The following is a 25,596-nucleotide window of genomic DNA, read 5'->3' as shown; positions in this document are numbered from 1 at the left end:
TAGTAGTTTGCTGCATTGGTTAAGTTGTAGTGGAGATGAACCTGCGGCGAACGCCGGAGCGTGGAAACGCCGTATCAGAGCACCGCGATCGCGCGGTCCGTGGGCGCCACCGGGGCCGGCAGGATGGTGCTGCCCATGAGGAACTTGTCCACGGCGGCCGCTGCGGCACGGCCTTCAGCGATGGCCCACACAATGAGCGACTGGCCGCGGCCGGCGTCGCCGGCTACGAAGATGCCCTCGGTGTTGGTCATGTAGTAGCCGTCGCGGGCCACGTTGCCGCGGCCATCGAAGTCGGCCTTGACCTGCTCGTTGATGCCTGCCGGTTCGGGTCCGGTGAAGCCCAGGGACAGGAACACGAGGTCGGCGGGAATGATCCGCTCGGTGCCCGCCTTGGGCAGACGCTTGCCGTCGACGAATTCCGTTTCGGCGACCTTCACGCCGGTGAGCTTGCCGTTCTCCCCCACGTATTCCACCGTGGAGGCGAGGTACGTGCGTTCGCCGCCTTCCTCGTGGGCGCTGGCCATTTCGAAAAGGGTGGGGAACGTGGGCCAGGGCTGGTGCCCCGCGCGTTCCGACGGCGGCTGCTTGCCGATGGCCAGTGTGGTCACCGACGCTGCCCCATGGCGGTGCGCCGTGCCGAGGCAGTCAGCGCCGGTGTCGCCGCCGCCGAGGATCACCACGTGCTTGCCCTTGGCGTTGATCTGGTTCTCGACGGTCTCCCCCGCCACCACGCGGTTTGCGGGTACGAGATAATCCATGGCGAAGTGCACGCCTTCGAGATCGCGGCCCGGAATGGGCAGGTCACGCGGAACCGTGGCGCCGGTGGCAATCACCACGGCGTCGTAGCGGCGGCGCAGCTGTTCCCAGGTCACGTCAGTGCCCACGGCAACGCCGGTGCGGAACCGGGTGCCTTCAGCCTTCATCTGCTCGACGCGGCGGTCAACCTGCTCCTTCTCCATCTTGAAGTCAGGGATGCCGTACCGGAGAAGCCCGCCGATCTTGTCGTCGCGCTCGTACACGGCCACAGTGTGGCCCACCCGGGTCAGCTGCTGCGCCACCGCAAGCCCGGCAGGGCCGGAGCCGACGACGGCAACGGTTTTGCCGGTCAGGCGCGTCGGGGGAAGCGGCTCAACCCAGCCGTTGTCCCAGGCTTCGTCGATGATGGAGACCTCAACCTGCTTGATGGTGACTGCGGGCTGGTTGATCCCCAGCACGCAGGACGCCTCGCAGGGTGCCGGGCAAAGCCGGCCGGTGAACTCCGGGAAGTTGTTGGTGGCATGCAGCCGCTCAATCGCTTCCTCGCCCTTGTCCCGCCAGGTGAGGTCGTTCCACTCAGGGATCAGGTTGCCCAGCGGGCAGCCCTGGTGGCAGAACGGCACGCCGCAGTCCATGCAGCGGCCCGCCTGTGCCTTCAGGACACCCTTTTCCTGGGCCTCGTACACTTCCTTCCAGTCCATGATGCGGACCGGAACGGGACGTCGCGGCTGGGTTTCACGCTGGCGTACTTTGAGAAATCCGCGTGGATCAGCCACCGGTCACCTCCAGGATTCGAGACCATACCTCTTCGCCGTCAGGGTCAAGACCCTCTTCGATGGCGTCAAGACGGGTTTGCTGGACTGCAGCGTAGTCACGCGGCAGCACTTTGGTAATGCGGGCGGCGGTGTCGTCGAAGTTCTCCAACAACCGGGCGGCGAGCAGAGACTCTGTTTCCTCGCCATGCTTGACCAGGAGGCCGTGCACTATGTCACGGTCCTCGGCGTCGAGCTCCCGGAGCTGGAGCTCACCGGACTGCAGGGCGTCCTTGTTGACCCGGGTGGTCTCCAGGTCCAGCACGTACGCCGTGCCGCCGGACATGCCGGCACCGAAGTTGCGGCCGGTGCGGCCGATGATGAGCGTCTGCCCGCCGGTCATGTACTCGCAGCCGTGGTCGCCGATGCCTTCGACGACGGCGGTGGCACCCGAGTTGCGGACCAGGAAGCGTTCGCCCACCTGGCCGCGCAGGAACATCTCGCCGCTGGTGGCACCGTAGCCGATCACGTTGCCGGCGATCACGTTGTTCTCCGCCTTGAAGACGTTGGTGCGGTCCGGGCGGACAATGATGCGCCCGCCGGACAGGCCCTTGCCCACGTAGTCGTTGGAGTCGCCGAGCAGGCGCAGCGTTATGCCGGCCGGCAGGAACGCACCGAGCGACTGGCCGGCGGTGCCGGTCAGGGTGATGTCGATGGTGTCCGGCGCCAGCACGTCCGTGCTGAACGTCTTGGTCACAACGTGGCCCAGCATGGTGCCCACGGAGCGGTCGGTGTTGATCACGTCGACGGCGATCCTCACCGGGCTGCGATCGGTCAGCGCCTCGGTGGCCATGGTGATCAGGCGCTGGTCGAAGTGTTTGTCCAGTTCGTGGTTCTGTCCGGTCATGTTGCGCAGCGGCGCGTCATCATCGAATTCGAGGCCGTGCAGGATCGGGTCGAGGTCCAGGCCCTCGGCCTTCCAGTGGTTGATCGCTTCCCGGGCGTCCAGGACCTCGGCGTGGCCGATCGCCTCTTCGATGCTCCGGAACCCGAGTTCCGCGAGGATTTCGCGGACTTCCTCGGCCAGGAACTCGAAGAAGTTGACCACGAACTCGGGCTTGCCGGTGAAGCGGGCCCGCAGTTCGGGGTTCTGCGTCGCCACACCCACGGGGCAGGTGTCCAGGTGGCAGACCCGCATCATGATGCAGCCTTCCACCACCAGCGGCGCGGTGGCGAAGCCGAATTCCTCGCCGCCCAGCAGCGCAGCAATGACGACGTCGCGGCCGGTCTTGAGCTGGCCGTCAACCTGCACCACCACCCGGTCCCGCAGCCCGTTGAGCATGAGGGTCTGCTGCGTCTCAGCAAGCCCAAGCTCCCACGGCACGCCCGCGTGCTTGAGCGAGTTCAGCGGCGAGGCGCCGGTTCCGCCGTCGTGGCCGGAGACCAGTACGACGTCGGCCTTCGCCTTCGTCACACCGGCGGCAACTGTGCCGATACCCACCTCGGAGACGAGCTTGACGTGCACCCGGGCCGAGGGGTTGGCGCGCTTCGCATCGTAGATGAGCTGCGCGAGGTCCTCGATCGAGTAAATGTCGTGGTGCGGCGGCGGGGAGATGAGTCCGACGCCAGGGGTGGAGTGACGCGTCCGGGCAACCCACGGGTAGACCTTCTGCGCCATGAGCTGGCCGCCTTCGCCGGGCTTGGCACCCTGCGCCATCTTGATCTGGATGTCATCGGCGTTACTCAGGTAGAGGCTGGTGACGCCGAACCGGCCTGACGCGATCTGCTTGACCGCGGAGCGGCGCTTCGGGTCCAGCAGGCGGTCCACGTCCTCGCCGCCTTCACCGGTGTTGGACTTGCCGCCCAGCTGGTTCATGGCGATCGCCAGGGTCTCGTGGGCTTCCTGGGAAATGGACCCGTAGCTCATGGCACCTGTGGAGAAACGCTTGACCACGCTGGAGACGGGCTCCACTTCCTCAAGCGGCACCGGCGGACGGTTTCCGGTCTTGAACTTGAGCAGCCCGCGCAGGGTCATCAGGTTCTCGGACTGGTCGTCCACGCCCTTGGTGTAGGCCTTGAAAATGTCATAGCGGCGCTCACGCGTGGCGTGCTGCAGCCGGAAGACCGTCTCAGGGTTGAAAAGGTGGGGCTCGCCGTCGCGGCGCCACTGGTACTCGCCGCCGCCGAGAAGCGGACGGTGCGGCATCTCGATGCCGCCCTCCGGGTAGGCCATCTGGTGGCGCGCCGAGACTTCGGCAGCGATGACGTCAAGTCCGACGCCGCCGAGCTGGGAGTGCGTTCCGGCGAAGAATTCGTCCACCAGCTCCTGTCCGAGGCCCAGGGCTTCGAACGTCTGGGCGCCGGTGTAGGACGCCACAGTGGAGATGCCCATCTTGGACATGATCTTCAGGACTCCCTTGCCGAGGCCCTTGATCAGGTTGTAGACGCCGTCCTGAGCAGTCACGCCCACGACGTCCCCGCTGCTGATGAGCTGTTCCACGGATTCCATGGCCAGGTACGGGTTGACGGCGGAGGCGCCGTAACCGATCAGCACAGCAACATGGTGCGTCTCGCGGACGTCGCCGGCTTCGACCACGAGGGCGGTCTTGGTGCGGTTGGCGCTGCGGAGCAGGTGGTGGTGCACGGCGCTGACAAGGAGCAGCGACGGGATGGGCGCCCACTGGGCGTTCGAGTCGCGGTCCGAGAGCACCACGTACTGCACGCCGCGGTTGATGGCGCCGGAAACCTGCTCGCAGATTTCGGTGAGCCTGGCACGCAGCGCGTTTTCGCCGCCTTCGGGGCGGTAGAGTCCGCGCACCTTCATGGCCACGCGGTCGCCGTCGGCGTTCTCAATGTTGGCGATCTTGGCGAGCTGGTCGTTGTTGATCACCGGGAACGGCAGCGACACCTGCGGCTGCCTGACCCGCTTGGTATCCAGCAGGTTGCCATTGGGCCCGATGGCACACGTCAGCGACGTCACCAGTTCTTCCCGGATGGCATCCAGCGGCGGGTTGGTGACCTGGGCGAAGGACTGCACGAAGTAGTCGAACAGCAGGCGGGGGCGCTTCGAGAGCACAGCCACCGGCGTGTCCGAGCCCATGGCGCCGAGCGGCTCGGCGCCCGTGCGTGCCATCGGACCGAGCAGGATCTTGAGCTCTTCGGTGGTATAGCCGAAGGTCCGCTGGCGGATGTTCACCGAAGCGGCGGTGTGGACCACATGCTCGCGCTCGGGGAGGTTGTTGAGGTCAATCAGGTTGTCCTTGACCCATTCGGCCCACGGGTTCGCCGCGGCCACTTCGGCCTTGACCTCTTCATCGTCGATGATGCGGCCGGAGTCGGTGTCCACCAGGAACATCTTGCCCGGCGACACACGGCCCTTCTTGACCACCTTGGAAGGTTCGACGTCGATCACGCCCACTTCCGAGGCGAAGATGATCAGGCCGTCTTCGGTGATCCAGTAGCGGCCGGGCCGGAGGCCGTTCCGGTCGAGGGTGGCGCCAACGAGGTTGCCGTCGGTGAAGGAGACTGCCGCGGGGCCGTCCCACGGTTCCATCAGCAGCGAGTGGTATTCGTAGAAGGCGCGACGGGCCGGATCCATGGTGGCGTGGTTTTCCCAGGCCTCGGGGATCATCATCATGATCGAGTGCGTGATGGGGCGGCCGGAAAGCCACAGCAGTTCGGCAACCTCGTCGAAGGACGCGGAGTCCGAGGCGCCGGGGGTGCAGATCGGGTACAGCTCTTCCGGAGAATCGCCGAGCAGCGGGTTGGCCAGCTGTGACTGGCGGGCACGCATCCAGTTGCGGTTGCCCTTGACCGTGTTGATTTCGCCGTTGTGGGCGATGGTGCGGAACGGCTGGGCAAGCGGCCAGGACGGGAAAGTGTTGGTGGAGAAGCGCGAGTGGACAATGGCCAGCTTGGTCTTGAACCGCTTGTCCGAAAGGTCCGGATAGAACGGCTCCAGCTGCGCTGTGGTGAGCATGCCCTTGTAGACGATGGTGCGGGAGGACAGCGACGGGAAGTACACGCCGAACTTGTTCTGCGCGCGCTTCCGGATCCGCCACGCACGTGAGTCCAGCTCGTTGCGGTCCAACTCCTCGCCGGTGGCCGAGGCCAGGAAGGGCTGGGAGAAGTACGGCATACAGGCACGCGCCATGGCGCCTACGAGGTCGGCGACGATCGGCACTTCGCGCCAGCCGAGCACGGTGAGGCCCTCATCGGCGGCGAGCCCTTCGATGCCTGCCTTGGCGGCGTCGGCTTCGCGCTTTTCAGCGGGCAGGAAGGCAGTGCCGGCCACATACTGGCCGGGAGCCGGGAGTTCGAATTCAGTGACGGCCCGGAAGAACTCGTCCGGGATCTGCATCAGGAGCCCGGCGCCGTCGCCGGTTCCCTCGTCGGCGCCCACGGCGCCGCGGTGCTCGAGGTTGCGCAGGGCAGTCAGGGCGGCGTCGACGATGTCGTAGCCGGGTTCCCCGCGGAGCGTGGCGATGATCGCCAGGCCGCAGGCATCTTTTTCATTGTCCGGGTTGTACAGACCCCGTGCCTCCGGGAGCGCGGCGAAGCGCTTGAACGGAGATACGGGGCCGTCTGATCCTATTTTTTCGGACCAACGTGGGCTATGAAGATGGGTCATTGAAGACGTCCTTCCTCGAGATAGAGCGTATGGAAGGGACACCGTTGGCCCCACTCGTCGGCGCCTGATGTGATGGCACAACAAAGTGTTATTTACAGGAAATTGTAGGCCAGCCTGGCCTGCTGAACTAACAGTTACGCAGGCCTTCCGGCCCGGGCTTGACCGGACAGCTTTGTCTCTGCTGGCCGGTTGGGCCCCGTTGCCACGACGCTGTGGTGTCTGGGCGCTGCGAGCGGTAACTCTGCTGCCCTGCCGTGCTGGCGTACTACTTGCTTGTGCCAGCCTCCGGCGCCGATTCCGTTGCCTTGTGGCCGGAACTTCCGGCTACCGGCGACTCTGGAACGGTCTTTTTGCCATTCCTTAATGCCGCTTCCACTTCCGTTGGGGCGGAAGGGTCCCGGGAACCGTTTTTGCTATCAGGGAGATTATCACGCGATTCACTATCTGAGACAACGGTGTCCGTATGGCGGACCGCTGTTGCTCCTGCCGACTCCCCCTCCAGGGCGCGATCTTCGGCCGGTCCGCGACCGCGCAGGTAAGGGGTGTCCGGATCGGGGCGCCCCTTCATTCCCAGCAGGACGAAGGCAATGAGGGCAACCACAAAGACGAAGATGCTGGTCCAGACATTGAGCCTGGTGGTGATGCCGAAGAGGCTGATCTGCTCAGCCTCGTCGATCCGCATGGCTTCGATCCACACGCGGCCCAGGGTGTAGTACATGGCGTAGAGCCAGAAGAGCCGGGCGCGCCTGAAGTGGAATCTCCGGTCCAGTGCGAGCAGGATCAGCACACCCGCGATGTTCCAGAGCGACTCGTAGAGGAACGTGGGGTGGAAAAGGGTGTCCGCGGGTGTGCCGGCAGGGAAGTTGGGGTTGTCCGCATCGATCTGCAGTCCCCACGGCAGGGTGGTGGGGCCGCCGAAGAGCTCCTGGTTGAAGTAGTTACCCCAGCGGCCAACGGCCTGCGCCAGCAGCAGGCCCGGTGCCGCGGCATCCAGGAAGGCGGTGAGCTTGACGCCCGACCGGCGGCAGCCGATCCAGGCGCCCACGACACCCAGGACCACGGCGCCCCAGATACCCAGGCCGCCGCGCTGGATCTGCGGAATGAGCGAGAGGTCACCCGTCCCGTCGAAGCCGGGGCCAAAGTAGGCGTCCGGGGAGGACACCACGTGGTAGAGGCGGCCGCCGATGATGCCGAACGGGATCGCCCAGATGACGATGTCCCAGACGCTGCCTTCGGGCGCACCGCGGCGGGCCCACCGGACGGAGGTCAGCCACAGGCCAACCATGATGCCGGCGAGAATGCAGAGGGCGTAGGCGTGGATCCGCAGTGTCCCCCATGGCAGCGGGATGTCGAAGCCGGACCAGTCCGGGCTGGGGATGCTGGCGGGCACCATGGCGGCAGCCTGCATGAGGGTCTGCATGGGTTCTAGGCTTCTTCCCTGACGAGTCCGGTGCTGAGCTCCCGGGTGAGGTCGGCAACCGCCTGGACTCCGCCGTCGCGGATGGCGGCAACCAGTGCAGTTCCCACGATCACGCCTTCGGCGTAGGCACCGATTTCCCGGACCTGGTCCGCTGTGGAAACCCCGAGTCCGACGCATACGCGCTCGGCTCCCGCGTGGTGGGCCGCGGCAACCACATCCTTGGCAGCGCTGCTGACCGAGGTGCGGGCACCGGTGACGCCCATGATGGAGACGGCGTAGACAAAGCCGCGGCTCGCTTCAACGGTGCGCTTCATGCGCTCAGGGGTGGAGGACGGTGCCACGAGGAACACCCGGTCCAGTCCGTACTTGTCCGAGGCTTCAAACCATTCGGAGGCTTCGTCCGGGATGAGGTCCGGCGTGATCAGCCCGGCTCCCCCGGCCTCGGCCAGCCGGCGCGAGAACTCGTCCACGCCCATGCGGACCACGGGGTTCCAGTAGGTCATGACCAGGACCGCTGCATCGGTTTTGCTGGTGATGCCGGCGACGACGTCGAATACCTGGCGCACGTGGAAGCCCTTGGCGAGTGCCTCGGTGGTGGCGGCCTGGATGACCTGTCCGTCCATCACGGGGTCGGAGTACGGGATACCGATTTCAATCAGGTCGGCTCCGTTTTCGGCCAGCGCGATTCCGGCGGCAATGGTCTGTTCGACGTCCGGGTAACCGGCCGGGAGGTAGCCGATCAGGGCGGCGCGGCCTTCGGCGCGCGCCTTGTCAATCGCGGCTGCCGACTTGCTGGCCGTTGGCGCGGTGCTCACAGCTGCTCTCCCTCTTTGCCGATTTCGGCTTCCGGTGAATCCTTGTCCAGCAGGTCGAACCATTCCGCGGCCTGGGCCACGTCCTTGTCGCCGCGTCCGGACAGGTTGACGATGATGATCTTCTCAGACGCCTGGCTGCCGGCTTCGGCGGCCAGCCGCTGCCCCACCTTGATGGCTCCGGCCAGGGCATGTGCTGATTCGATGGCGGGGATGATGCCCTCGGTGCGGCACAGGAGCCTGAACGCTTCCATGGCTTCGGCGTCCGTGATGGGCTCGTAGCTGACCCGTCCGATGTCGGCCAGGTAGGCGTGCTCCGGGCCTACGCCGGGGTAGTCCAGCCCTGCGGAGATGGAGTGGGACTCGATGGTCTGGCCGTCGTCGTCCTGCATGAGGTAGGAACGCGCCCCGTGGAGCACCCCGGGCTTGCCCAGGGTGATGGTGGCGGCGTGGCGTCCGGTGTCCACGCCGTCGCCGCCGGCCTCGAAACCGTAAATCTTCACCGACGGATCATCAAGGAAACCGTGGAAGATGCCGATGGCGTTGGACCCGCCGCCGATGCACGCGCAGACGGCGTCCGGAAGCCTGCCTGCCTGCTCAAGGATCTGGGCGCGGGCCTCCTCCCCGATGACCTCATGGAAATAGCGGACCATGGCCGGGAACGGGTGGGCTCCGGCGGCGGTTCCCAGCAGGTAGTGGGTGTTTCCGACGTTGGCCACCCAGTCGCGCAGGGCCTCGTTGATGGCGTCCTTGAGGGTCTGGGATCCGCTGGTCACCGGGATCACGGTGGCGCCCAGGAGTTCCATCCGGGCCACGTTCAGGGCCTGGCGGCGGCAGTCTTCGGCGCCCATGTACACCACGCACTCCATGCCCATGAGGGCGGCCGCGGTGGCGCTGGCGACGCCGTGCTGGCCGGCACCGGTCTCGGCGATGATGCGGGTCTTGCCCATGCGCTTGGCCAGCAGTGCCTGGCCCAGGACGTTGTTGATCTTGTGGGATCCGGTGTGGTTGAGGTCCTCGCGCTTGAGGAACACACGGACTCCCCCGGCGTGCTCAGCGAAGCGCTTGGCTTCTGTAAGCAACGACGGGCGGCCCGAGTAATTCCTGTTCAGGTCCGCGATCTGGGCAACGAACTCGGGGTCGGCCTTGGCCTTTTCGAAGGTGTCCTCAAGCTCATCCAGGGCAGCAATGAGGGATTCGGGCATCCAGCGTCCGCCGTAAGTTCCGAAGTAGGGCCCCGGGGCGTGCTTCAGTGAACCGCCCTGCAGGAATGCCTCGGCAGTGTTGTTCTCAGCGTTCTCTGAGGGTGCAGCATCAACCATCAGTCTCACCGTCCTGTTCCAGTTGATCGTTCCGAAGTGTGGTGCTGCCGGCTCCAGCGCCGGCAGGTGGGCCTTAGGCCCGTGCGGCGATGGCGGCAGCGCCGGCGGCGGTGAACTGGGCAATCCGCTCCCGGGGGGTGGCATGGCTCACCAGGGCTTCGCCCACCAGGATGGCGTTCGCGCCGTTCGCCGCATAGTGCGTGACATCGTCCACGCCGCGGACGCCGGACTCTGCGATGACCAGCGCTTCGGCGGGAATCAGGCCGGCGAGGGAGGCAAAAACGGAACGGTCGACGTCGAGCGTTTTCAGGTTGCGCACGTTGACACCGATGATCCGCGCCTTAGCCGCCACGGCCCGCTCGATTTCCTCTTCCGTGTGCGTCTCAACGAGCACGTTCATGCCGAGCTCGCGGCTGAGCGAGCTGAAATCCTCGAGCTGGGCATCGGAGAGCGACGCGACGATCAGAAGGATGAGGTCCGCACCGTGGGCACGGGCCTCCCAGATCTGGTACTCGTCGAGCGTGAAATCCTTGCGCAGCAGCGGCACGTTGACGCGGCCACGGACAGCGTCCAGGTCTGCCAGGGAACCGTTGAAGCGCCGCTGTTCGGTGAGCACACTGATCACCGCTGCACCGCCGTCGGCGTACTGCTCGGCGAGGGATGCCGGATCCACGATGCTGGCGAGGTCGCCCTTGGACGGGCTGCGCCGCTTGATCTCGGCAATCACCTTCAGCTCGTCCCGCTGCGCCGCGGTGCCGCCGAGGGCCGCCCAGGCGTCACGCGCAGGCTCCGCGGCTGCGGCTGCGTCCTTCAGTTGTGCAAGCGAAACGAGGCGCTTCCGGGCCTCCATATCCTCCCTGACACCAGCATTGATGTCATCGAGAACAGTTGCCATCAGTGGCCGGAGTTCTTCAGCTTGCTGCCCTCGACGCCGTAACCCGCCTTGCGCATGACGAATCCGGCAATCAGCCCGAGCACCATGACTGCCGCGCCGGCAATAAAGATCGGCGTGCTGGCGATCACAAAAGCGATGGCAGCAATGAGGGCACCAACCAGCATCACGATCACGCAGGTCCAGGCCGCGGGGCTGTTGCCGTGGCCAAGTTCCTGGCTGTGGTCAACGGCGCCGGGGGCAACGGTCCTGGTGCCTGACTTGGATACGGACGCAGGTGCTTTGCTCATGTGAATCTCCTCAGGATGAATACTGCTTACATTCTGCCATTTTTTGGCCGCGTCCTGCTTATCGGCAGACAGCGGCCGTGTCTGTGCGGCAGGGCTGCCGCATTCAGTTCAGGGGCTCAGGTGGGATCGTCGCCGCGCGAGAGCCGGTCCCAGCTGTCGATCTCGTCCACGGGGCCCGCGGCTGCTGCGGAACTTTCCGCCGCTTCCCTGCCCGCCGCGCCGGCTGCCGTTCCGCCTGCGCTTACTCCGGCCGGTACACCGCCTGCGCCGACGTCATATTTGGTCCGGCCCTTCCAATGCCGGCCGGCCGGGACGATCAGCAGGGCGCCGAGCCCCAACAGGGCACCTGCGACGACGGCGAGGACAGGGAAGGCGGTGACGCCCACCTCGGCGGTGCCGCCGGTGATTCCGGTTGCCGCGGCGATGGACCCCTGGGCGGCGGCGAGGGGGTCAGCCAGCACAGTGGCGGCGGCCGCGACGATGCCGGCGGAGGCCAGGATGATGATTGCGGTAATGAGGATCCGGGCGATCTTCCCGGCGATGGACGCGGCCAGTCCCCCGGCCAATGCCACCACAGCCAATGCAGTCACAGCGGTGGCGGCCTTGCTGCCCTGGACGGGCAGCGTATTCTGGCCCCCGGCCTGTCCCAGCTGGTCCGGGTCCAGATTTACCGTGATCCACGTCTGGGTGGTCGCGCCGAATACGGCCAGTGCCAGCACCGCAATCAGCAGCACAAGTGTTGATTTCCGCGCCCAGACCGGCGTCATTCCGCGGCCTGGCTTCCTTTTGCCGCAGGGGCGTCGCCGGTGGTTGCCCGACCGTCCGGCAGTGACTCCACGGCAATGTTGTGCAGTGATCCGGCGGTGTGCACTGCCCGCAGCGGGGCAGCTGCCTTGTTCACGGTCTCCAGCGCTTCGGTGGGGTTCACCGAATCTGCGACGATGCCACCGCCGGCCTGCACGTAGGCGCGTCCGTCACGCAGGAGGGCGGAGCGGATGGCAATGGCCATGTCCATATCACCGGCGAAGTCGAGGTAGCCCACCACGCCGCCGTAGATGCCGCGGCGGTGCGGTTCAAGCTGGTCCAGCAGCCGCAGGGCACGCGGCTTCGGGGCACCGGAGAGTGTTCCCGCAGGGAAGGTCGCTTTCAGGACGTCGTAGGCGTTGGCCTTCGGGGACAGTTTTCCGACCACCGTGGAGACGAGGTGCATGATGTGGCTGAACCGCTCGACCTCCATGAACTGGGTGACGTCCACGGTTCCGGCGACGCAGACCTTGGAGAGGTCGTTGCGGGAGAGGTCCACCAGCATCAGGTGCTCAGCGCGTTCCTTCTGATCCGCCAGGAGTTCCTCGGCCAGTGCCTTGTCACCCTCAACGGTCTTGCCCCGCGGGCGCGAACCGGCGATCGGGTGGGTGATGACTTCCTCACCGGTCACGGTGACGAGGGCTTCGGGGGATGACCCCACGATCGAGTATTCCCGGCCGTCGGCGTCCTCGAGGCTGAAGATGTACATGTAGGGGCTGGGGTTGGTGTTGCGCAGGACCCGGTAGACATCCAGCGGGGAAGCGCCGCACTCCATTTCGAAGCGGCGAGAGATCACCACCTGGAAGACTTCGCCGTCCACAATCGCTTCCTTGCCACGGTCAAGGGCAGCGAGGTAGGAGGGCTCGTCCCAGCGCTCCTGGACGCTGGAGGCAAAATCCAGGGCAGCAGGTTCCAGGACGGAGACAGGCTGCGCCACCGGGGTGCTGATGCGGGTCAGGAGTGCCTTGACCCGTGCGACGGCGTCGTGCCAGGCCTCGTCCACCCGCTCGGAGCTGTTGTCAAAGTTGATGGCGTTGGCGATCAGCAGCACCGTGCCGTCATGGTTGTCGTGCACTGCCATGTCCGTGACCAGGTTCAGCGCGAGTTCGGGCAGGTGGAGGTCATCCTCCGGGGGGCTGGTCAGCCGCTCCCAGTGCCGTACGGTTTCCCAGCCCAGGAAGCCCACCAGGCCGGAGGTGAACGGCGGCAGGCCGTCAAACCTGCTGGTCCGCAGTGCCTCGATGGTGTCCCGGATGGCGTCCACCGGGTTACCGTCCAGGGGCACCCCGGCCGGCGGTTCGCCCAGCCAGTGCGCCTGGCCGTCCTTGGTGGTCAGCGTGGCGCGCGACTTCGCTCCGATGAAGGAATAGCGGGACCACGTGCCACCCACCGCCGCGGACTCCATCAGGAATGTTCCGGGCTGGCCCTGGGCCAGCTTCCGGTAGAGGCCAATGGGTGTCTCCGCGTCCGCCAGGACCTTGAGCGTGACAGGGATGACCCGGCTGCTTCCGGCCAGTTCGCGGAACTCCGCGAGGCTTGGGCTGATGATTCCAAGGTCCTGCATGGCTATGCTTCTCCGCCTGTTGTTTTGAGGTCCGGTGTTGTGACGTCCTGTATTACAGCGTCCGGCGTTGTGCCGTCCGGTGTCTCAACTTCCAGCGTTGTGACGTCCAGCCCCCTGCCGTCGAAACAGGTCCTGGTGCCGGTGTGGCACGCCGCGCCGATTTGGTCGACCCGGACAAGGAGGGCATCGCCGTCGCAGTCCATGGCCACCGACTTGACCCACTGGACGTGCCCTGAGGTGTCGCCCTTGCGCCAGTATTCCTGGCGGGAGCGGGAGTAGAAGGTGACCCGGCCGGTGGTCATGGTCCGGTGCAGGGCTTCGTCGTCCATCCAGCCGAGCATCAGCACTTCGTTGGTGTCGAACTGCTGGACCACTGCGGCGACGAGCCCGGCACTGTCCCGCTTCAGCGCGGCGGCAACGGCCGGCGGCAACGGGCTTGCGGAGGGGGCCGGAACCGGCATGGGGGCGGGGGCGGGCTGCTCAGACATCAGGCCAAGTCTAGTGCCTCAGCAGGGTACGGGAGGATGGGCCAACTGAAGCGGCAGCCCATGTGAACAAGGGCACCCTTCCGCTGGCGGTTCTGCTGCCCAAGTCCGCCGCGGTCGTGCTAGTTTCACAAGTGATGCATTTCGTCGACCCGTCCCGAGAAGTCCTGGCCGAAACCCTGCTGGCGGCAGGCCCTGATGCCCCCACGCTTTGCAGAGGCTGGCGCACCAGGGACCTTGCCGCGCACCTCTATCTCCGCGAACGCAAGGCGGCCGTGGGCCTGGGCCTTATTATCAAGAGTCTGTCCAAGGCTTCCGACAAGGCCACCGCGAAGCTCGCTGCGAAGTTGAAGACCCCGGACGATTACGCCGGGCTGGTGAACACCTTCCGCGCCGGTCCCCCGGCTTTGTCGCCCATGAAAATCAAGGCCCTGGACGAGAGTTCGAACCTGATCGAATACTTCGTCCACACAGAGGACATCCGCCGGGCCGTTGACCGCTGGGCGCCGCGGGCGCTCGACGAAGCCTACTCTGATGCCCTCTGGGACGAACTCATCAAACGGGCAGCCATCCTGTACCGCGGAGTGGACCTTGGCATTGTCCTGGTTCGTCCGTCCGGCCCCCGGCATGTAGCCAAACGGGCACCCGTTTCAGTGGCAATCGTCGGCGAACCCGGAGAGCTGCTGATGCACGCCCACGGCCGCACGCGCCATGCGCTCGTGACCTTCGAAGGCCAGCCCGACGCCGTCGCGCTTCTCCAGTCCGCCGAAGTCGGCCTCTGACAACCAACGCGGGGTCACTTTCCGCCCGAAAACCTTTGTTTATCGGGCGTGGAGTGACCCCGCGTTGCTGTTAAAGAAGGCGGTCAGCGGACTTCGAAGCCTGCTTCCCGGATGGCGTTTTTGACCTGGGACATCATGTCATCCGGGCCCCAGTGGAAGATTGACGCGGCCAGCACCGCGTCAGCCCCGGCAACGACGGCGGGCGGGAAGTGAGCCGGTTCGCCGGCGCCGCCGGAAGCGATGATGGGCACCTTCACGGCAGCCCGGACGAGGCGGATCAGTTCCAGGTCAAAGCCGTCCTTGGTGCCGTCGGCGTCGATGGAGTTGAGCAGGATTTCACCCACACCGCGGTCGGCGGCTTCCCGGGCCCACTCGATGGCGTCGATGCCCGTGCCGGTGCGGCCGCCGTGGGTGGTCACTTCAAAGCCCGACGGCGTGGGTTCGGACCCGGGGCGGGTGCGGCGGGCGTCCACGGAGAGAACCAGCACCTGGGAACCGAAGTGCCTGCTGATTTCGTTGATGACGTCCGGCCGCGCAACGGCAGCGGTGTTGATGGAGGCTTTGTCGGCGCCGAAGCGGAGAAGCTTGTCCACCTCGGCCACGCCGCGGACGCCACCGCCCACGGTCAGCGGGATGAACACTTCCTCGGCTGTGCGGCGGACGACGTCGAACGTGGTTTCGCGGTTGCCCGAGGACGCCGTGACGTCCAGGAAAGTGAGCTCGTCGGCGCCGGCGTTGTCATAGCGGTGCGCGAGCTCCACGGGGTCGCCGGCGTCGCGGAGTCCCTCGAAGTTGATGCCTTTGACGACACGTCCGGCGTCGACGTCGAGGCATGGGATGACCCGTACAGCTACTGCCATGGCTACTCCTGGAATTCTATGTTGGACGCTGCGGCTTTAGATGCGGCAGGCGTGGATGCTGCTGACCAGGATGGCGCGGGCGCCGAGGTCGTAGAGCTCATCCATGATCCGGTTGGTTTCCTTTTTCGGAACCATGGACCGGACAGCCACCCACTCGGAGTCGCGCAGCGGCGAGACGGTGGGCGATTCCAGGCCCGGAGTCAGCGCCGCGGCCTGCTCGACCAGTTCCTTGCGGATGTCGTAGTCCATCAGCACGTACTGGCGTGCCACCAGGACACCCTGCAGGCGGCGGATGAGGACCTCAATCTCCTTGGCCGTGCCGTTGGCTGCGCCGCCCTCGCCGGTGCGGCGGATCAGCACGGCCTCCGACTTGAGGATCGGTTCACCGAAGATCTCCATGCCGGCGGCCTTGAGGGTGTTGCCGGTTTCGACGACGTCGGCGATGGCGTCAGCCACGCCCAGCCGGACGGAGGATTCCACGGCGCCGTCCAGGCGCACAACCTTGGCGTTCACGCCGCGCTCGGCGAGGTAGCCGCGGAGCAGTCCGTCGTAGCTGGTGGCCAGGCGCTTGCCTTCAAGCTCCTCCACCTTGGCGAAGTCGCCCACCGGGCCGGCAAATCGGAAGGTTGAAGCGGCGAAGCCCAGCGGAAGGAGTTCCTCAGCCTCCACCTCGGCGTCCAGCAGCAGGTCGCGGCCGGTGATGCCGACGTCGAGCGTTCCCCGGCCGACGTAGACGGCGATGTCACGCGGGCGGAGGAAGAAGAACTCGATGTCGTTGTCGGGGTCCATCATGACCAGCTCGCGGGTGTCGCGGCGCTGGCGGTAGCCGGCCTCGGACAGCATTTCGGAGGCGGCTTCGGACAGGGAGCCCTTGTTGGGGACGGCTACTCGCAGCATGGGGGTCTTTCTTGGTTGGGAGGTCTTTGGGTCAGGCAAACGGGCCACGCAGGGGACGGCGGACATGAGAGAGCGCCGGCGTGCAGTGGCTACAGATGCTTGTAGACGTCTTCCAGGGTCAGGCCTTTGGCGAGCATCAGAACCTGCAGGTGGTAGAGCAGCTGGGAGATTTCCTCGGCCGCGGCTTCGTCGGATTCGTACTCGGCAGCCATCCATACTTCGGCTGCTTCCTCCACGACTTTCTTGCCGATGCCGTGGACTCCGGACTCCAATTCAGCGACGGTGCGGGAGCCTGCCGGGCGGGTGGCTGCCTTCTCACTCAGTTCAGCGAACAGCGTCTCGAAATTCTTCACGCCCTACAGCCTACTTGCTGCGGGCTTGACGGCGCCTGTCCGGCCGTTGCATGACGGGCGCGGTGTGAGTGAACACACACCCCGCCCGCCTGCTGCTTCGTTGCTGCCTCTGCTTGGCGCCGGCTGCTACCTGTACTGCTTCAGGAGCACGGCGGTGGCCAGGGCTGCCGTCACCGCTTCGTGGCCCTTGTCCTCGCTGGAGCCGGGCAGACCCGCGCGGTCCAGGCCCTGCTGCTCGGTGTCGCATGTCAGGACGCCAAAGCCCACCGGCACCCCGGTGGAGACGCTGACATCGGTCAGTCCCGACGTCGCCGCCTGGCAGACGTACTCAAAATGCGGGGTCCCGCCGCGGATGACGACGCCGAGGGCCACAACGGCGTCAAAGTGCGGTGCCAGCCGCGCGGCGGCAACCGGCAGCTCGAAGGCTCCCGGAACGCGGAGCACGGTGGGATCGGCAATGCCGGCGTCCTTGGCGGCGCGCAGGGCACCGTCCAGGAGCCCGTCCATGATCTGGGTGTGCCAACTGGCGGCGACAATCGCGAGCCGCAGCTGCGATGTTTCCGCCGGGTTGAGGGTAGTGAGGTCGATATCAGGTGCGCCGTGTCCACTCATGGGTAAATCGTGATCCGTTCAGTTCGTGGGGTGTTATTCGTCGTCAAAGCTGTCAGCGCCGGTGGCGGGCACCGTCGCTACGTGGGCATCCAGGGTCAGCCGGTGCTCCATGCGGTCCTTCTTGGTCTGCAGGTAGCGGATGTTCTGGTCGCGGGACGGCACCTCTGTGGGAACCATTTCCACGACCTTCACGCCGGCATTCGCAAGCCTGTTCTGCTTGTCCGGGTTGTTGCTCAGGAGCCGGATCTCGTGCAGCCCCATCTCCGCCAGGATCTGGGCGGCCGCCTTGTAGCAGCGGGCGTCCACCGGCAGCCCGAGCTGCTCGTTGGCTTCCACGGTGTCAAAGCCGGCCTCCTGGAGTGCGTAGGCCTTGATCTTGTTGGCAAGGCCTATCCCGCGGCCCTCCTGCCCACGCAGGTAAAGCAGCGTGCCGCCGTACTCGTTGATCATCTCCAGGGCATAGGCCAGCTGCTCGCCGCAGTCACAGCGGTAGGAACCGAAGACGTCGCCCGTGAGGCACTCGGAGTGAAGCCTGACCAGCGGCGCGACGCCGTCTTGAGGCGGATTCGGCGAGCTCACGGCGAGGTGTTCTGCGCCGGTGACGAGGTCCGTCCACGCCTGCGTAACGAACTCCCCGAAGGCTGTCGGCAGCTGCACAATGGGGCCACTGCTCACCGGGTGGTGAGCCACGTGGCCATTGCCGGCTGCCCCCGGGTGGTGGCCGTTCTGGTGTCCTGAAGCCGTCATCGTTGTCTCCTCTACTCCGCCCGGGCGTCCGGCCCGGCGTCTCTGTCGGCGGGAGCCCCGGCCCCCGATTCAACGTAAGCCACCAGATCCTCAATCGAGATCAGGGGGCACCCGTGTTCAGCGGCAAATACCCGGAGCCCGTCGAGCCGCATCATCTCTCCATCGTCGTACACAACCTCGGCGATAACGCCCACTGGCTCCAGTCCGGCAAGCCGGCAGAGGTCCACGGCCGCTTCGGTGTGGCCAGGGCGCTCCCGCACTCCCCCGTCAACAGCCCGGAGCGGGAAAATATGCCCGGGCCGGGTCACTGCAGCCGGTCCGGCGGCGGGGTCCGCCAGTACGCGGGCCGTAAGGGCCCGGTCGGTCGCCGAAATGCCGGTGCTGACTCCTGCAGCGGCGTCACAGGAAACTGTGTAGGCCGTGCCCTTCGCGTCCTGGTTCACAGCCACCATGGGCGGCAGGGCCAGGGCATCGGCGCGCTCCCCGCTCAGGGGAACGCAGATGACGCCGGAGCTGTACCGGATGGTCCAGCCCATCAGCGCCGGGGTGGCATGCTGGGCGGCGAAGATGATGTCACCTTCGTTTTCGCGGTCTTCGTTGTCCACCACCAGCACAGGCTTGCCGACGGCCATGGCGCGGATGGCATCCTCCACCGGGTCGAGTCCCCGGTGCGCCTCGGTGGCCGGCTCCAGCCGGACCGTGGCGTTCATCGGGTGCCTCCGGTTGCAGCACCTGTGAACGCGAGGAGCCGCTCGGTGTATTTTGCGAGCACGTCCACTTCAAGGTTGACCCGGCTGCCCGAAGCCTTGGCGCCCAGGCCGGTTTCAGCGAGGGTGGTGGGGATCAGTCCCACTTCGAACCAGGGCTCAGGTTCCCCCGCCGGGCTGACCGCAGTGACGGTGAGTGAGACGCCGTCGATCGCGATGGAGCCTTTTTCGGCGATATAGCGGGCGAGGTTGGCGGGCACTCCGAAACGGAGGCGTTCCCAGTTGCCCAGTGCCTCGCGCTCAAGGAGCTGCCCGACGCCGTCGACATGGCCCTGGACGACGTGGCCGTCCAGCCTCCCGCCGGCGGGAACACAGCGCTCAAGGTTCACCGAATCGCCGGCAACGAGCTCGCCGATGGTGCTCCGGACAAGGGTTTCGCCCATGACATCGACACTGAACTCCTTGCCGTCTATTGCGGTGGCCGTCAGGCAGACACCGTTGACGGCAATGGAGCCCCCGAGGCCAAGCCCCTCGGTGGTGGCCGGAGCGCTCAGACGCAGGGTCGCGCTGGCATCGCCGTCCCGTTCAACGGACAGCACGTGTCCTTGTTCGGCAATAATTCCGGTAAACATCAGTAGCCTCCCATGGCTGGTTCCGCGGCAGGGCGGGATGGTTGTGGTTCCAAAGCTTCGGTTGATTCAGGGCGGAGATGCAGCCTCAGGTCGCGGCCAAGGGTCAGGACAGCGCCGCCGTCGGACGGGTCCCATTCCCAGTGCTGGGCGTCCGCCAGGGTGGTGATGCCGAGCCCGTTCAGCGCAGGTGTGCCGGAGCCCAGCAGGGTGGGCGCCACATAGACAATGAGCTCGTCCACCAGGCCGGCGGCCAGGAATGCACTGAGGATGCGCGAGCCGCCTTCCACCATGACGTGGCGGATGCCTTCGGCGTACAGGAGGGAGAGAGCCTCGCGCGGATCGCGGGTGGGCAGATGGAGCATGCGTCCGTTATCGCCACGGACGGCAGCATCCGCCGGCACCTCCCGCAGGCCCATCACGGCGCGGAGGGGTTGTTTGCCGGCCACATGACCTGCAGCGTCTCGGGCGGTCAGGCGCGGATTATCCACAATCACGGTCTGTGTGCCCACGAGGATGGCGTCGATCCGGCCCCTGAGCCCGTGGTTGTCCGCGAGCGATTCCGGCGACGAAATCCACTGGCTGGTCCCGTCCTCCGCCGCGATCCGGCTGTCCAGGGTCTGGGCGATGTGCAGCGTCACGAAGGGTCGCTGCGCGGCCACGGCCAGGAACCACTGGCGGTTCAGCTCCAGGGATTCGCCGGCCCCGAGTCCGCTCCGGACCCGGACGCCGGCCCCGCGGAGCGTTGCTGCGCCGCCGGCGGCAGGGTCATGCGGATCATCGACGGCGTAGACGACGTCGGAGATTCCGGCACCGATAATGGCTTGCGTGCAGGGTCCGGTGCGGCCGCAGTGGTCGCACGGCTCCAGCGTGACCATCATGGTGGTGCCGCGCAGGTCCAGCCCCGCTGCTTTTGCCTGGCCAATCGCGTCCGCTTCAGCGTGCGGGGTGCCGGCGCCGCGGTGGTAGCCGGTCACCAGCTGGCGTCCTTCGTTATCGATGACGACGGCGCCAACGAGCGGGTTTGCGCCGCGCGGTCCCCGCTGGGCTGCTTCGAGGGCAGCGTCCATGGCGGCAGTTTCGGCAGGGCTGAACGCTGTTACAACATCGTTCCGGGTCACCTGGTGACCACCGGTCCGGTTGCATCGGTTCCCAAGGCATGGGAAAAAGTGGCTTCAAAGAGCCATCGCAGGGGGTTCATGTGTCTGTCGTTCCTTCCCTTCAGAACCGCGATGGCTCCGGGGGTATACGACAGCAGAAGGCCGCGGCGCCATGGAACGCCACAGATACAGCTGTACGTGCTTCTCTCATCCAGACTTTAACTGTCGGTACCGGAATTTCACCGGTTCAACCGTCTGCCGGGTCCATTCCCGAGGGAAAGGCACCGGCTCGCGGGTCGCGGACTGTCACCGCCGGTTCGGACTTACACCGACCCCGGAGCACGTAATGTGTGTTGCTATTCTGCCACAACCCGCATGGCGTCCGGACTATTCCCCCGACCCCGCGCGTAACTTAACGCTGCCTGCCTCACGCAGGCGTCCGATGGCCGCTGCCGGGTCTCCGGCACCGTAGACGGCCGAGCCTGCCACGAAGATGTTCGCACCGGCTTCTGCGGCCCGGACGATGGTTTCCTCGGTAATGCCTCCGTCCACCTGGATGGCCACCCCGATCCCGGAGCCCTCGATGGCTTCCCGCGCCCGCCGGATCTTTGGCAGGGTCAGGTCAAGGAAGGCCTGGCCGCCGAAACCGGGCTCCACGGTCATGATCAGGAGCATGTCCAGTTCCGCGAGCATGTCCAGGTAGGGCTCCACCGGCGTGGCGGGCCGCAGCGCCATGCCTGCCTTGGCTCCCCTGGCCCGCAGTTCGCGGGCCAGCTTGACCGGGGCAATGGAGGCCTCGGCGTGGAATGTCACGGAAGCCAGCCCGGCGTCGGCAAATCCCGGGGCCCAGCGGTCGGCGTCGGAGATCATGAGGTGGGCATCCAACGGTATGGGGCTGACGGCCTGGATCCGTTGGACCACGGGCAGCCCGATGGTGAGGTTGGGCACGAAGTGGTTGTCCATGACGTCCACGTGTACGGCGTCCGCGGTGCTGATGCGCTGCAGTTCGGCTTCAAGGTTGACGAAGTCGGCGGACAGGATGCTCGGGTTGATGCAGCACTGCGGCATAGGGGAACCTTTCACTGAGGTCAGGACTTCTTGCGGATGAGGGCCAGGAACATGGCATCCGTACTGTGGATGTGCGGCCAAAGCTGCGCCGTGGAATCGTGGCCGGCGCCGAGGTGGCCGGTGAGGCTCACGCTGTCCAGCACTGCACCGGCGTCGAGCAGCTCAAGGTCATCGCGTTTCCGGAGGGCATCGGTGACCACGGCAGTGGTCTCGGCCGGGTGGGGCGAACACGTCACGTAAGCCACCACACCGCCGGGGCGGACAGCGGCCAGGGCTGATTTCAGGAGGTCGCGCTGCAGCGGCCCCAGGTCTGCCAGGTCCTTGGGCGTGCGGCGCCAGCGCGACTCCGGCCGGCGGCGGAGTGCGCCAAGGCCGCTGCAGGGGACATCAACCAGGACCCGGTCAAAGGATTCGGGCTGTTCGGTGCCCACCTCGCGGCCGTCACCGGTCCGGACCCGCCAGACGTCCCTGGGAACGGCCGACAGGGCCTGGCTGACCAGTTTGGCCCGGTGCGGGGCCGGTTCGTTGGCGAGCAGCGTTGCGCCCTGTTGCTTAGCCAGCGCTCCGAGCAGGGCCGCCTTGCCTCCGGGGCCTGCGCACAGATCCAGCCAGGCCTCGTCCGCGCCGTCAGTTCCGGTGTCTGGACTGGTCACGGTTCCCGGACGCGGCTCCAGGTCCACCGCGGCCATGGCCCTGGCCACCAGCTGTGACCCGACGTCCTGGACCCGGGTGCTGCCTTCACGTATGGATGCGAGCCGCCCCAGGTCGCCGCCGCTGGAGAGCGCCGAACCTTCCACCAGCTCACCGGGAGTGGCTCCGTTTTCCAAAGCCTCGTCCAGGCTCCCCAGCCCGGGCAGAGCGACGAGGTTTACCACCGGGGCGGCGTTGTCCGCCTCGAGGAGTTCGTTGATTTCCGCGGCTGACCGGCCGTGTGCTACCAGCGACTGGCGCATGGCGCGGACTATCCATTCCGGGTGGGCGTAGCGGAGCGAAGCGATTTTAGTTTCATCCGTTTCGCCTTCGACGAGAACCTCAAGCCATTCCTCGAGGGTGTGGGCGGTAACCTTCCGCAGCACCGCGTTGATCAGGGCGGAAGGTCCTGCCCCGATCACGGCCCGGGCCAGGCCGACGGTCTGGTCCAGGGCGGCGTGCGCCGGCACCCTCATGGCCAGGATCTGATGGACGCCGATCCGAAGGGCGTCGAGGATGGCGGGATCGAGCTGGTCCAACGGCCGGTCCACGCAGCGGGCCAGGATGGCATCGTAGGTGCCCTGGCCGCGCAGTGCGCCGTAGCTGAGTTCGGTGGCGAAGCCGGCATCGCGTTTGTCCAGGCCGTGATGGCGGATCCGGGCCGGAAGGACGAGGTTGGCATAGGCGTCCTCGGCGCTTACCGCCCGCAGGACTTCAAAGGCCACCAGCCGTGCGGGATCTGCCCGGCGCGTGCGCTCGGAAGGGGCGCTGCCGGTAAAGCTCCGCTCGGAGGGCCGGTTCCGTTCCCGGCCCTGGGCGTTGCGCTGGCTGCCGTCCCGCGGCCCGCCTTTCCCGCGTCCGCCGCGTGGAGCGCCCCTCCCCCCGGCACCTTTTCCGCTGCCGCCTGCATTGCCGCCGGACTCGCTCATTCGAATACCACGCTTTCAAGTGTTGCCATTCCGCGGGCCCAATCGGCCGCGGCCATCATCTTCTTGCCCGCCGGCTGGATCCTGGTCAGTTCCACCGCATGGGACCCCGTCCCCACGAGGACGCTCTTCCCGTCGAGGCTGACCGCCCCCGGGGCCAGATCGAGGGCCTCAGGCCTCAGCCTCACCGGTTCCAGTTTGACCCGTTGGCCATCCAGGGTGGTCCACGCCCCGGGCTCGGGAGTGACCCCGCGGGCCCGCCTCCCGATAGCCAGTGCCGGCTGGTTCCAGTCGAGCCTGCCGTCCTCGAGGGTCAGCTTTGGTGCCAGGGAAACATCGCCTACCTGCGCCTGCGGGGCCGCCTGCCCTGCTTCGACTGCTGAGAGCGTCTGGGTCAGCAGGACGGCACCGCTGTGGGAGAGCCGCTCCAGCAGTGCCCCCGCGGTGTCCTCCGGGCCGACACTTTCGGTCAGCGTCCCGAAGACAGGGCCCGTGTCCAGCCCTTCCTCCAGCAGGAACGTCACGGCGCCCGTGACGTCGTCGCCCGCTATAAGGGCCCGCTGGACCGGCGCAGCGCCGCGCCAGGCGGGCAGAAGGGAGAAGTGCAGGTTGATCCAGCCGTGCCGGGGAACGTCCAGGGCGGCGCGGGGAATCAGTCCGCCGTACGCCACGATGGCAGCTACGTCCGGCTCGGCAGCGGCGATTTTCGCCGTGACGGCGTCGTCCACGCGGGTGGCGTGAATGACGTCGATTCCCAGCTCAACGGCCCGTGCTGCAACGGGCGACGGCGTCAGAACGCGTTTGCGCCCGATCGGGGCATCGGGTCGGGTCAGGACCGCAATGACCTCAAAGCCCGCGTTGACGAGTGCGTCCAGCGACGGAACGGCCACGGCCGGTGTGCCGGCGAAAAGAACCCTCATGTGTTGGCGCCGCCGCCAAAGCTGGCCCCGCCGAAACTGGACCCGACAGTTTTGGCGCGCTTCGTCGTCGTGCGTTCCGTCACGGCGTCATAGTTGGCATTGCGGATGGAGCGCAGGGCCACCTTGCGGTCCTCACCCTCCAGCCGGTCGGTGAAGAGGATGCCGTCCAGGTGGTCAGTCTCGTGCTGGAAGCAGCGGGCCAGCATGCCCTCCCCCTCGATGGACACGGGGTTCCCGTTCAGGTCGACGCCGGTGGCCCGTGTGGCGCGGAAGCGGCGGACCGGGAAGGCCAGCCCGGGGATGGAGAGGCAGCCCTCAATGTGGTCCGCCTGGTGGTCTTCGCTGTTTTCGAGGACAGGGTTGATGATGTGGCCTTCTACACCGTCAATCCGGTACGTGAAGACCCGCTTGCTGACCCCGACCTGGGGAGCTGCGAGGCCTGCACCGTCCACATCCTCCATGGTTTCGGTCATGTCGGCCACCAGCTTGGCGAGTTCAGGCCCGAAATCCGTCACAGGATCGGCAACTGTGCGGAGCACAGGATCACCAATGATGCGGATATTCAGAATGGCCATGTGCTGTTATTCCTCACGGTGGTAAAAACGATCAACCTGTCCAGTTTAGGCGCAGGGCAACACGGCCGGGACTGGTTCAGGCGCTGCGGACCTGCGCCGAGGGAGGCGGCGCCACCGGAAGCAGGGCCGTACCGGCGGCCAGCGTGTCAGCAGAGAGTTCCCAGACCCGCCGCAGCGCGCAGAACTTCCACCAGTGGTGCTTCAGGACGTCCGGGTTGGCGCGGACCGGCCGGACTTCGGTCTCACCGATGGCCACTGCCAGGAGCAGCGGGGCCTCGCCGTACTTCCAGGCCTCCCATTCCCCGGCCACAGGGTCCACCAGGCTTTCCTCGGCTTTCATTCCGGCCACCAGCTGCATGACCACCTTGTCATCCAGGGCCTTCACGGTGCCGTCCCGTGTTGTCCCCTTGGTCTTGTAGTCGATGAGGCAGATCCGGCCGTTGATGCGGGCCACCAGGTCCAGGGTTCCCGCATAGCCCACCGATTTGTTCCAGACGGTGATTTCCGGGGCGATGGGCTCGACGTCATACAGCTCCCACCACTCGTCGAACCGGATGGCAAAAGCTTCCTCGCCATTTTCAGCCAGCGCCGCTCGCGTCTCCTTCATGGCATGCGGGCGGCCCAGTGCACGGAGCGCCACCTGCTCGCAGTAACTGTGGACGCGGTCACCACGCCGGGCTGCGTCATCCCGGTAGGTCTCTGCCGCCTTCGATGCCCGGTTGACCGCCTGCCGGATCTTCGCCGGGCTGCCCAGGCAGTCAGCGAGCAGCGGATCCTTCGCCAGGCTGCTGGCCCCCATGAAACCAAACCAGCCATCCAGTCCGTGCGGCTGCTGGCCGATGACCGTGGTGATGGACGGAACGGAGAACTGCTCGGAGGTGGAGCGCGCGTACATGCGGCCGTATTCCGTTGCGTGGGCAAGGAGTGGATCAGTCATACGAAGACTCTTTCACAAGGGGCTGACATATTGGCGGGCACAAAAAAGGTCCGTTTCCACTCGTTG

General features: G+C 66.4%; 24 protein-coding genes and 1 riboswitch. Of the genes, 1 reads left to right on the top strand and 23 read right to left on the bottom strand.

Features of this window, described 5'->3' with window-relative positions; translation table 11 throughout:
• Window positions 1-74: 74 nt before the first annotated feature.
• The 10 genes from ABIA70_RS10345 to hisI all read right to left on the bottom strand — a co-directional run bounded on the left by ABIA70_RS10345 (window position 75) and on the right by hisI (window position 13,730).
• Entirely contained in the window at window positions 75-1,532 is a 1,458-nt protein-coding gene (locus tag ABIA70_RS10345) for a glutamate synthase subunit beta (protein ID WP_354147513.1), read from the bottom strand.
• The gene (gene gltB, locus ABIA70_RS10340) at window positions 1,525-6,138 is read right to left on the bottom strand and encodes a glutamate synthase large subunit (protein WP_354147512.1); all 4,614 of its coding nucleotides are present in this window, start codon (window positions 6,136-6,138) and stop codon (window positions 1,525-1,527) included. The genes ABIA70_RS10345 and gltB overlap by 8 nt, the downstream gene beginning before the upstream one ends.
• Before the next feature lie 265 nt (window positions 6,139-6,403).
• Window positions 6,404-7,558, bottom strand: coding sequence for a prolipoprotein diacylglyceryl transferase (gene lgt, locus ABIA70_RS10335; protein WP_354147511.1), 1,155 nt, complete (start codon window positions 7,556-7,558; stop codon window positions 6,404-6,406).
• A 5-nt stretch (window positions 7,559-7,563) separates the two neighbouring features.
• Complete coding sequence (gene trpA, locus ABIA70_RS10330) at window positions 7,564-8,373, bottom strand: tryptophan synthase subunit alpha (RefSeq protein WP_354147510.1); 810 nt, start codon at window positions 8,371-8,373, stop codon at window positions 7,564-7,566.
• On the bottom strand, window positions 8,370-9,692 hold the full coding sequence (trpB, locus tag ABIA70_RS10325) for a tryptophan synthase subunit beta (RefSeq protein ID WP_354147509.1): 1,323 nt from the start codon (window positions 9,690-9,692) through the stop codon (window positions 8,370-8,372). Before trpB ends, trpA begins: the two co-directional genes overlap by 4 nt.
• 73 nt (window positions 9,693-9,765) lie before the next feature.
• A complete protein-coding gene (trpC, locus tag ABIA70_RS10320; protein WP_354147508.1) occupies window positions 9,766-10,587 on the bottom strand; it encodes an indole-3-glycerol phosphate synthase TrpC in 822 nt (273 codons plus the stop codon).
• Window positions 10,587-10,874, bottom strand: a complete 288-nt coding sequence (locus tag ABIA70_RS10315; protein WP_354147507.1) for an HGxxPAAW family protein — start codon at window positions 10,872-10,874, stop codon at window positions 10,587-10,589. The genes trpC and ABIA70_RS10315 overlap by 1 nt, the downstream gene beginning before the upstream one ends.
• Window positions 10,875-10,990: 116 nt before the next feature.
• The gene (locus tag ABIA70_RS10310) at window positions 10,991-11,641 is read right to left on the bottom strand and encodes a Trp biosynthesis-associated membrane protein (protein WP_354147506.1); all 651 of its coding nucleotides are present in this window, start codon (window positions 11,639-11,641) and stop codon (window positions 10,991-10,993) included.
• On the bottom strand, window positions 11,638-13,242 hold the full coding sequence (locus ABIA70_RS10305) for an anthranilate synthase component I (RefSeq protein ID WP_354147505.1): 1,605 nt from the start codon (window positions 13,240-13,242) through the stop codon (window positions 11,638-11,640). Before ABIA70_RS10305 ends, ABIA70_RS10310 begins: the two co-directional genes overlap by 4 nt.
• Window positions 13,243-13,244: 2 nt before the next feature.
• Window positions 13,245-13,730, bottom strand: coding sequence for a phosphoribosyl-AMP cyclohydrolase (hisI, locus tag ABIA70_RS10300; RefSeq protein ID WP_354147504.1), 486 nt, complete (start codon window positions 13,728-13,730; stop codon window positions 13,245-13,247).
• A gap of 134 nt (window positions 13,731-13,864) precedes the next feature.
• Here hisI and ABIA70_RS10295 point away from each other — a divergent pair, with 134 nt between their 5' ends.
• Window positions 13,865-14,509, top strand: coding sequence for a TIGR03085 family metal-binding protein (locus ABIA70_RS10295; protein ID WP_354147503.1), 645 nt, complete (start codon window positions 13,865-13,867; stop codon window positions 14,507-14,509).
• An 83-nt stretch (window positions 14,510-14,592) separates the two neighbouring features.
• On the opposite strand, the gene hisF is transcribed toward ABIA70_RS10295, so the two are convergent.
• The 13 genes from hisF to ABIA70_RS10230 all read right to left on the bottom strand — a co-directional run bounded on the left by hisF (window position 14,593) and on the right by ABIA70_RS10230 (window position 25,530).
• A complete protein-coding gene (gene hisF / locus ABIA70_RS10290; RefSeq protein ID WP_354147502.1) occupies window positions 14,593-15,369 on the bottom strand; it encodes an imidazole glycerol phosphate synthase subunit HisF in 777 nt (258 codons plus the stop codon).
• Between the two features lie 36 nt (window positions 15,370-15,405).
• On the bottom strand, window positions 15,406-16,266 hold the full coding sequence (gene hisG / locus ABIA70_RS10285; protein WP_354147501.1) for an ATP phosphoribosyltransferase: 861 nt from the start codon (window positions 16,264-16,266) through the stop codon (window positions 15,406-15,408).
• An 89-nt stretch (window positions 16,267-16,355) separates the two neighbouring features.
• Complete coding sequence (locus ABIA70_RS10280; RefSeq protein WP_028270786.1) at window positions 16,356-16,619, bottom strand: phosphoribosyl-ATP diphosphatase; 264 nt, start codon at window positions 16,617-16,619, stop codon at window positions 16,356-16,358.
• A gap of 126 nt (window positions 16,620-16,745) precedes the next feature.
• Window positions 16,746-17,231, bottom strand: a complete 486-nt coding sequence (ribH, locus tag ABIA70_RS10275; RefSeq protein WP_354147500.1) for a 6,7-dimethyl-8-ribityllumazine synthase — start codon at window positions 17,229-17,231, stop codon at window positions 16,746-16,748.
• Between the two features lie 33 nt (window positions 17,232-17,264).
• On the bottom strand, window positions 17,265-17,978 hold the full coding sequence (ribA, locus tag ABIA70_RS10270; protein ID WP_354147499.1) for a GTP cyclohydrolase II: 714 nt from the start codon (window positions 17,976-17,978) through the stop codon (window positions 17,265-17,267).
• Between the two features lie 11 nt (window positions 17,979-17,989).
• Window positions 17,990-18,688 (bottom strand): 3,4-dihydroxy-2-butanone-4-phosphate synthase, encoded by a 699-nt coding sequence (gene ribB, locus ABIA70_RS10265; protein WP_354147498.1) that lies wholly within the window; start codon window positions 18,686-18,688, stop codon window positions 17,990-17,992.
• Complete coding sequence (locus ABIA70_RS10260) at window positions 18,685-19,317, bottom strand: riboflavin synthase (RefSeq protein ID WP_354147497.1); 633 nt, start codon at window positions 19,315-19,317, stop codon at window positions 18,685-18,687. The genes ribB and ABIA70_RS10260 overlap by 4 nt, the downstream gene beginning before the upstream one ends.
• Window positions 19,317-20,384 (bottom strand): bifunctional diaminohydroxyphosphoribosylaminopyrimidine deaminase/5-amino-6-(5-phosphoribosylamino)uracil reductase RibD, encoded by a 1,068-nt coding sequence (gene ribD / locus ABIA70_RS10255; protein WP_354147496.1) that lies wholly within the window; start codon window positions 20,382-20,384, stop codon window positions 19,317-19,319. The genes ABIA70_RS10260 and ribD overlap by 1 nt, the downstream gene beginning before the upstream one ends.
• Window positions 20,385-20,608: 224 nt before the next feature.
• A riboswitch (FMN riboswitch) is annotated at window positions 20,609-20,761 on the bottom strand.
• 40 nt (window positions 20,762-20,801) lie between these two features.
• A complete protein-coding gene (gene rpe / locus ABIA70_RS10250) occupies window positions 20,802-21,482 on the bottom strand; it encodes a ribulose-phosphate 3-epimerase (RefSeq protein ID WP_354147810.1) in 681 nt (226 codons plus the stop codon).
• A gap of 20 nt (window positions 21,483-21,502) precedes the next feature.
• Window positions 21,503-23,101, bottom strand: coding sequence for an RsmB/NOP family class I SAM-dependent RNA methyltransferase (locus tag ABIA70_RS10245; protein ID WP_354147495.1), 1,599 nt, complete (start codon window positions 23,099-23,101; stop codon window positions 21,503-21,505).
• Window positions 23,098-24,018 carry a methionyl-tRNA formyltransferase gene (fmt, locus tag ABIA70_RS10240; RefSeq protein WP_354147494.1) on the bottom strand — a complete coding sequence of 307 codons (921 nt, stop codon included), beginning with the start codon at window positions 24,016-24,018 and terminating at the stop codon, window positions 23,098-23,100. Before fmt ends, ABIA70_RS10245 begins: the two co-directional genes overlap by 4 nt.
• Window positions 24,015-24,593 (bottom strand): peptide deformylase, encoded by a 579-nt coding sequence (gene def / locus ABIA70_RS10235; protein ID WP_354147493.1) that lies wholly within the window; start codon window positions 24,591-24,593, stop codon window positions 24,015-24,017. The genes fmt and def overlap by 4 nt, the downstream gene beginning before the upstream one ends.
• 76 nt (window positions 24,594-24,669) lie before the next feature.
• Window positions 24,670-25,530: a cytochrome gene (locus ABIA70_RS10230; RefSeq protein ID WP_354147492.1), complete on the bottom strand. Its 861-nt coding sequence runs from the start codon at window positions 25,528-25,530 to the stop codon at window positions 24,670-24,672.
• Window positions 25,531-25,596: the final 66 nt, after the last annotated feature.

The organism is Arthrobacter sp. 754 (assembly GCF_040548695.1).
In the GTDB taxonomy this organism is placed as follows: Bacteria; Actinomycetota; Actinomycetes; order Actinomycetales; family Micrococcaceae; genus Arthrobacter.
This window is presented reverse-complemented; position numbering and strand designations above follow the sequence as displayed.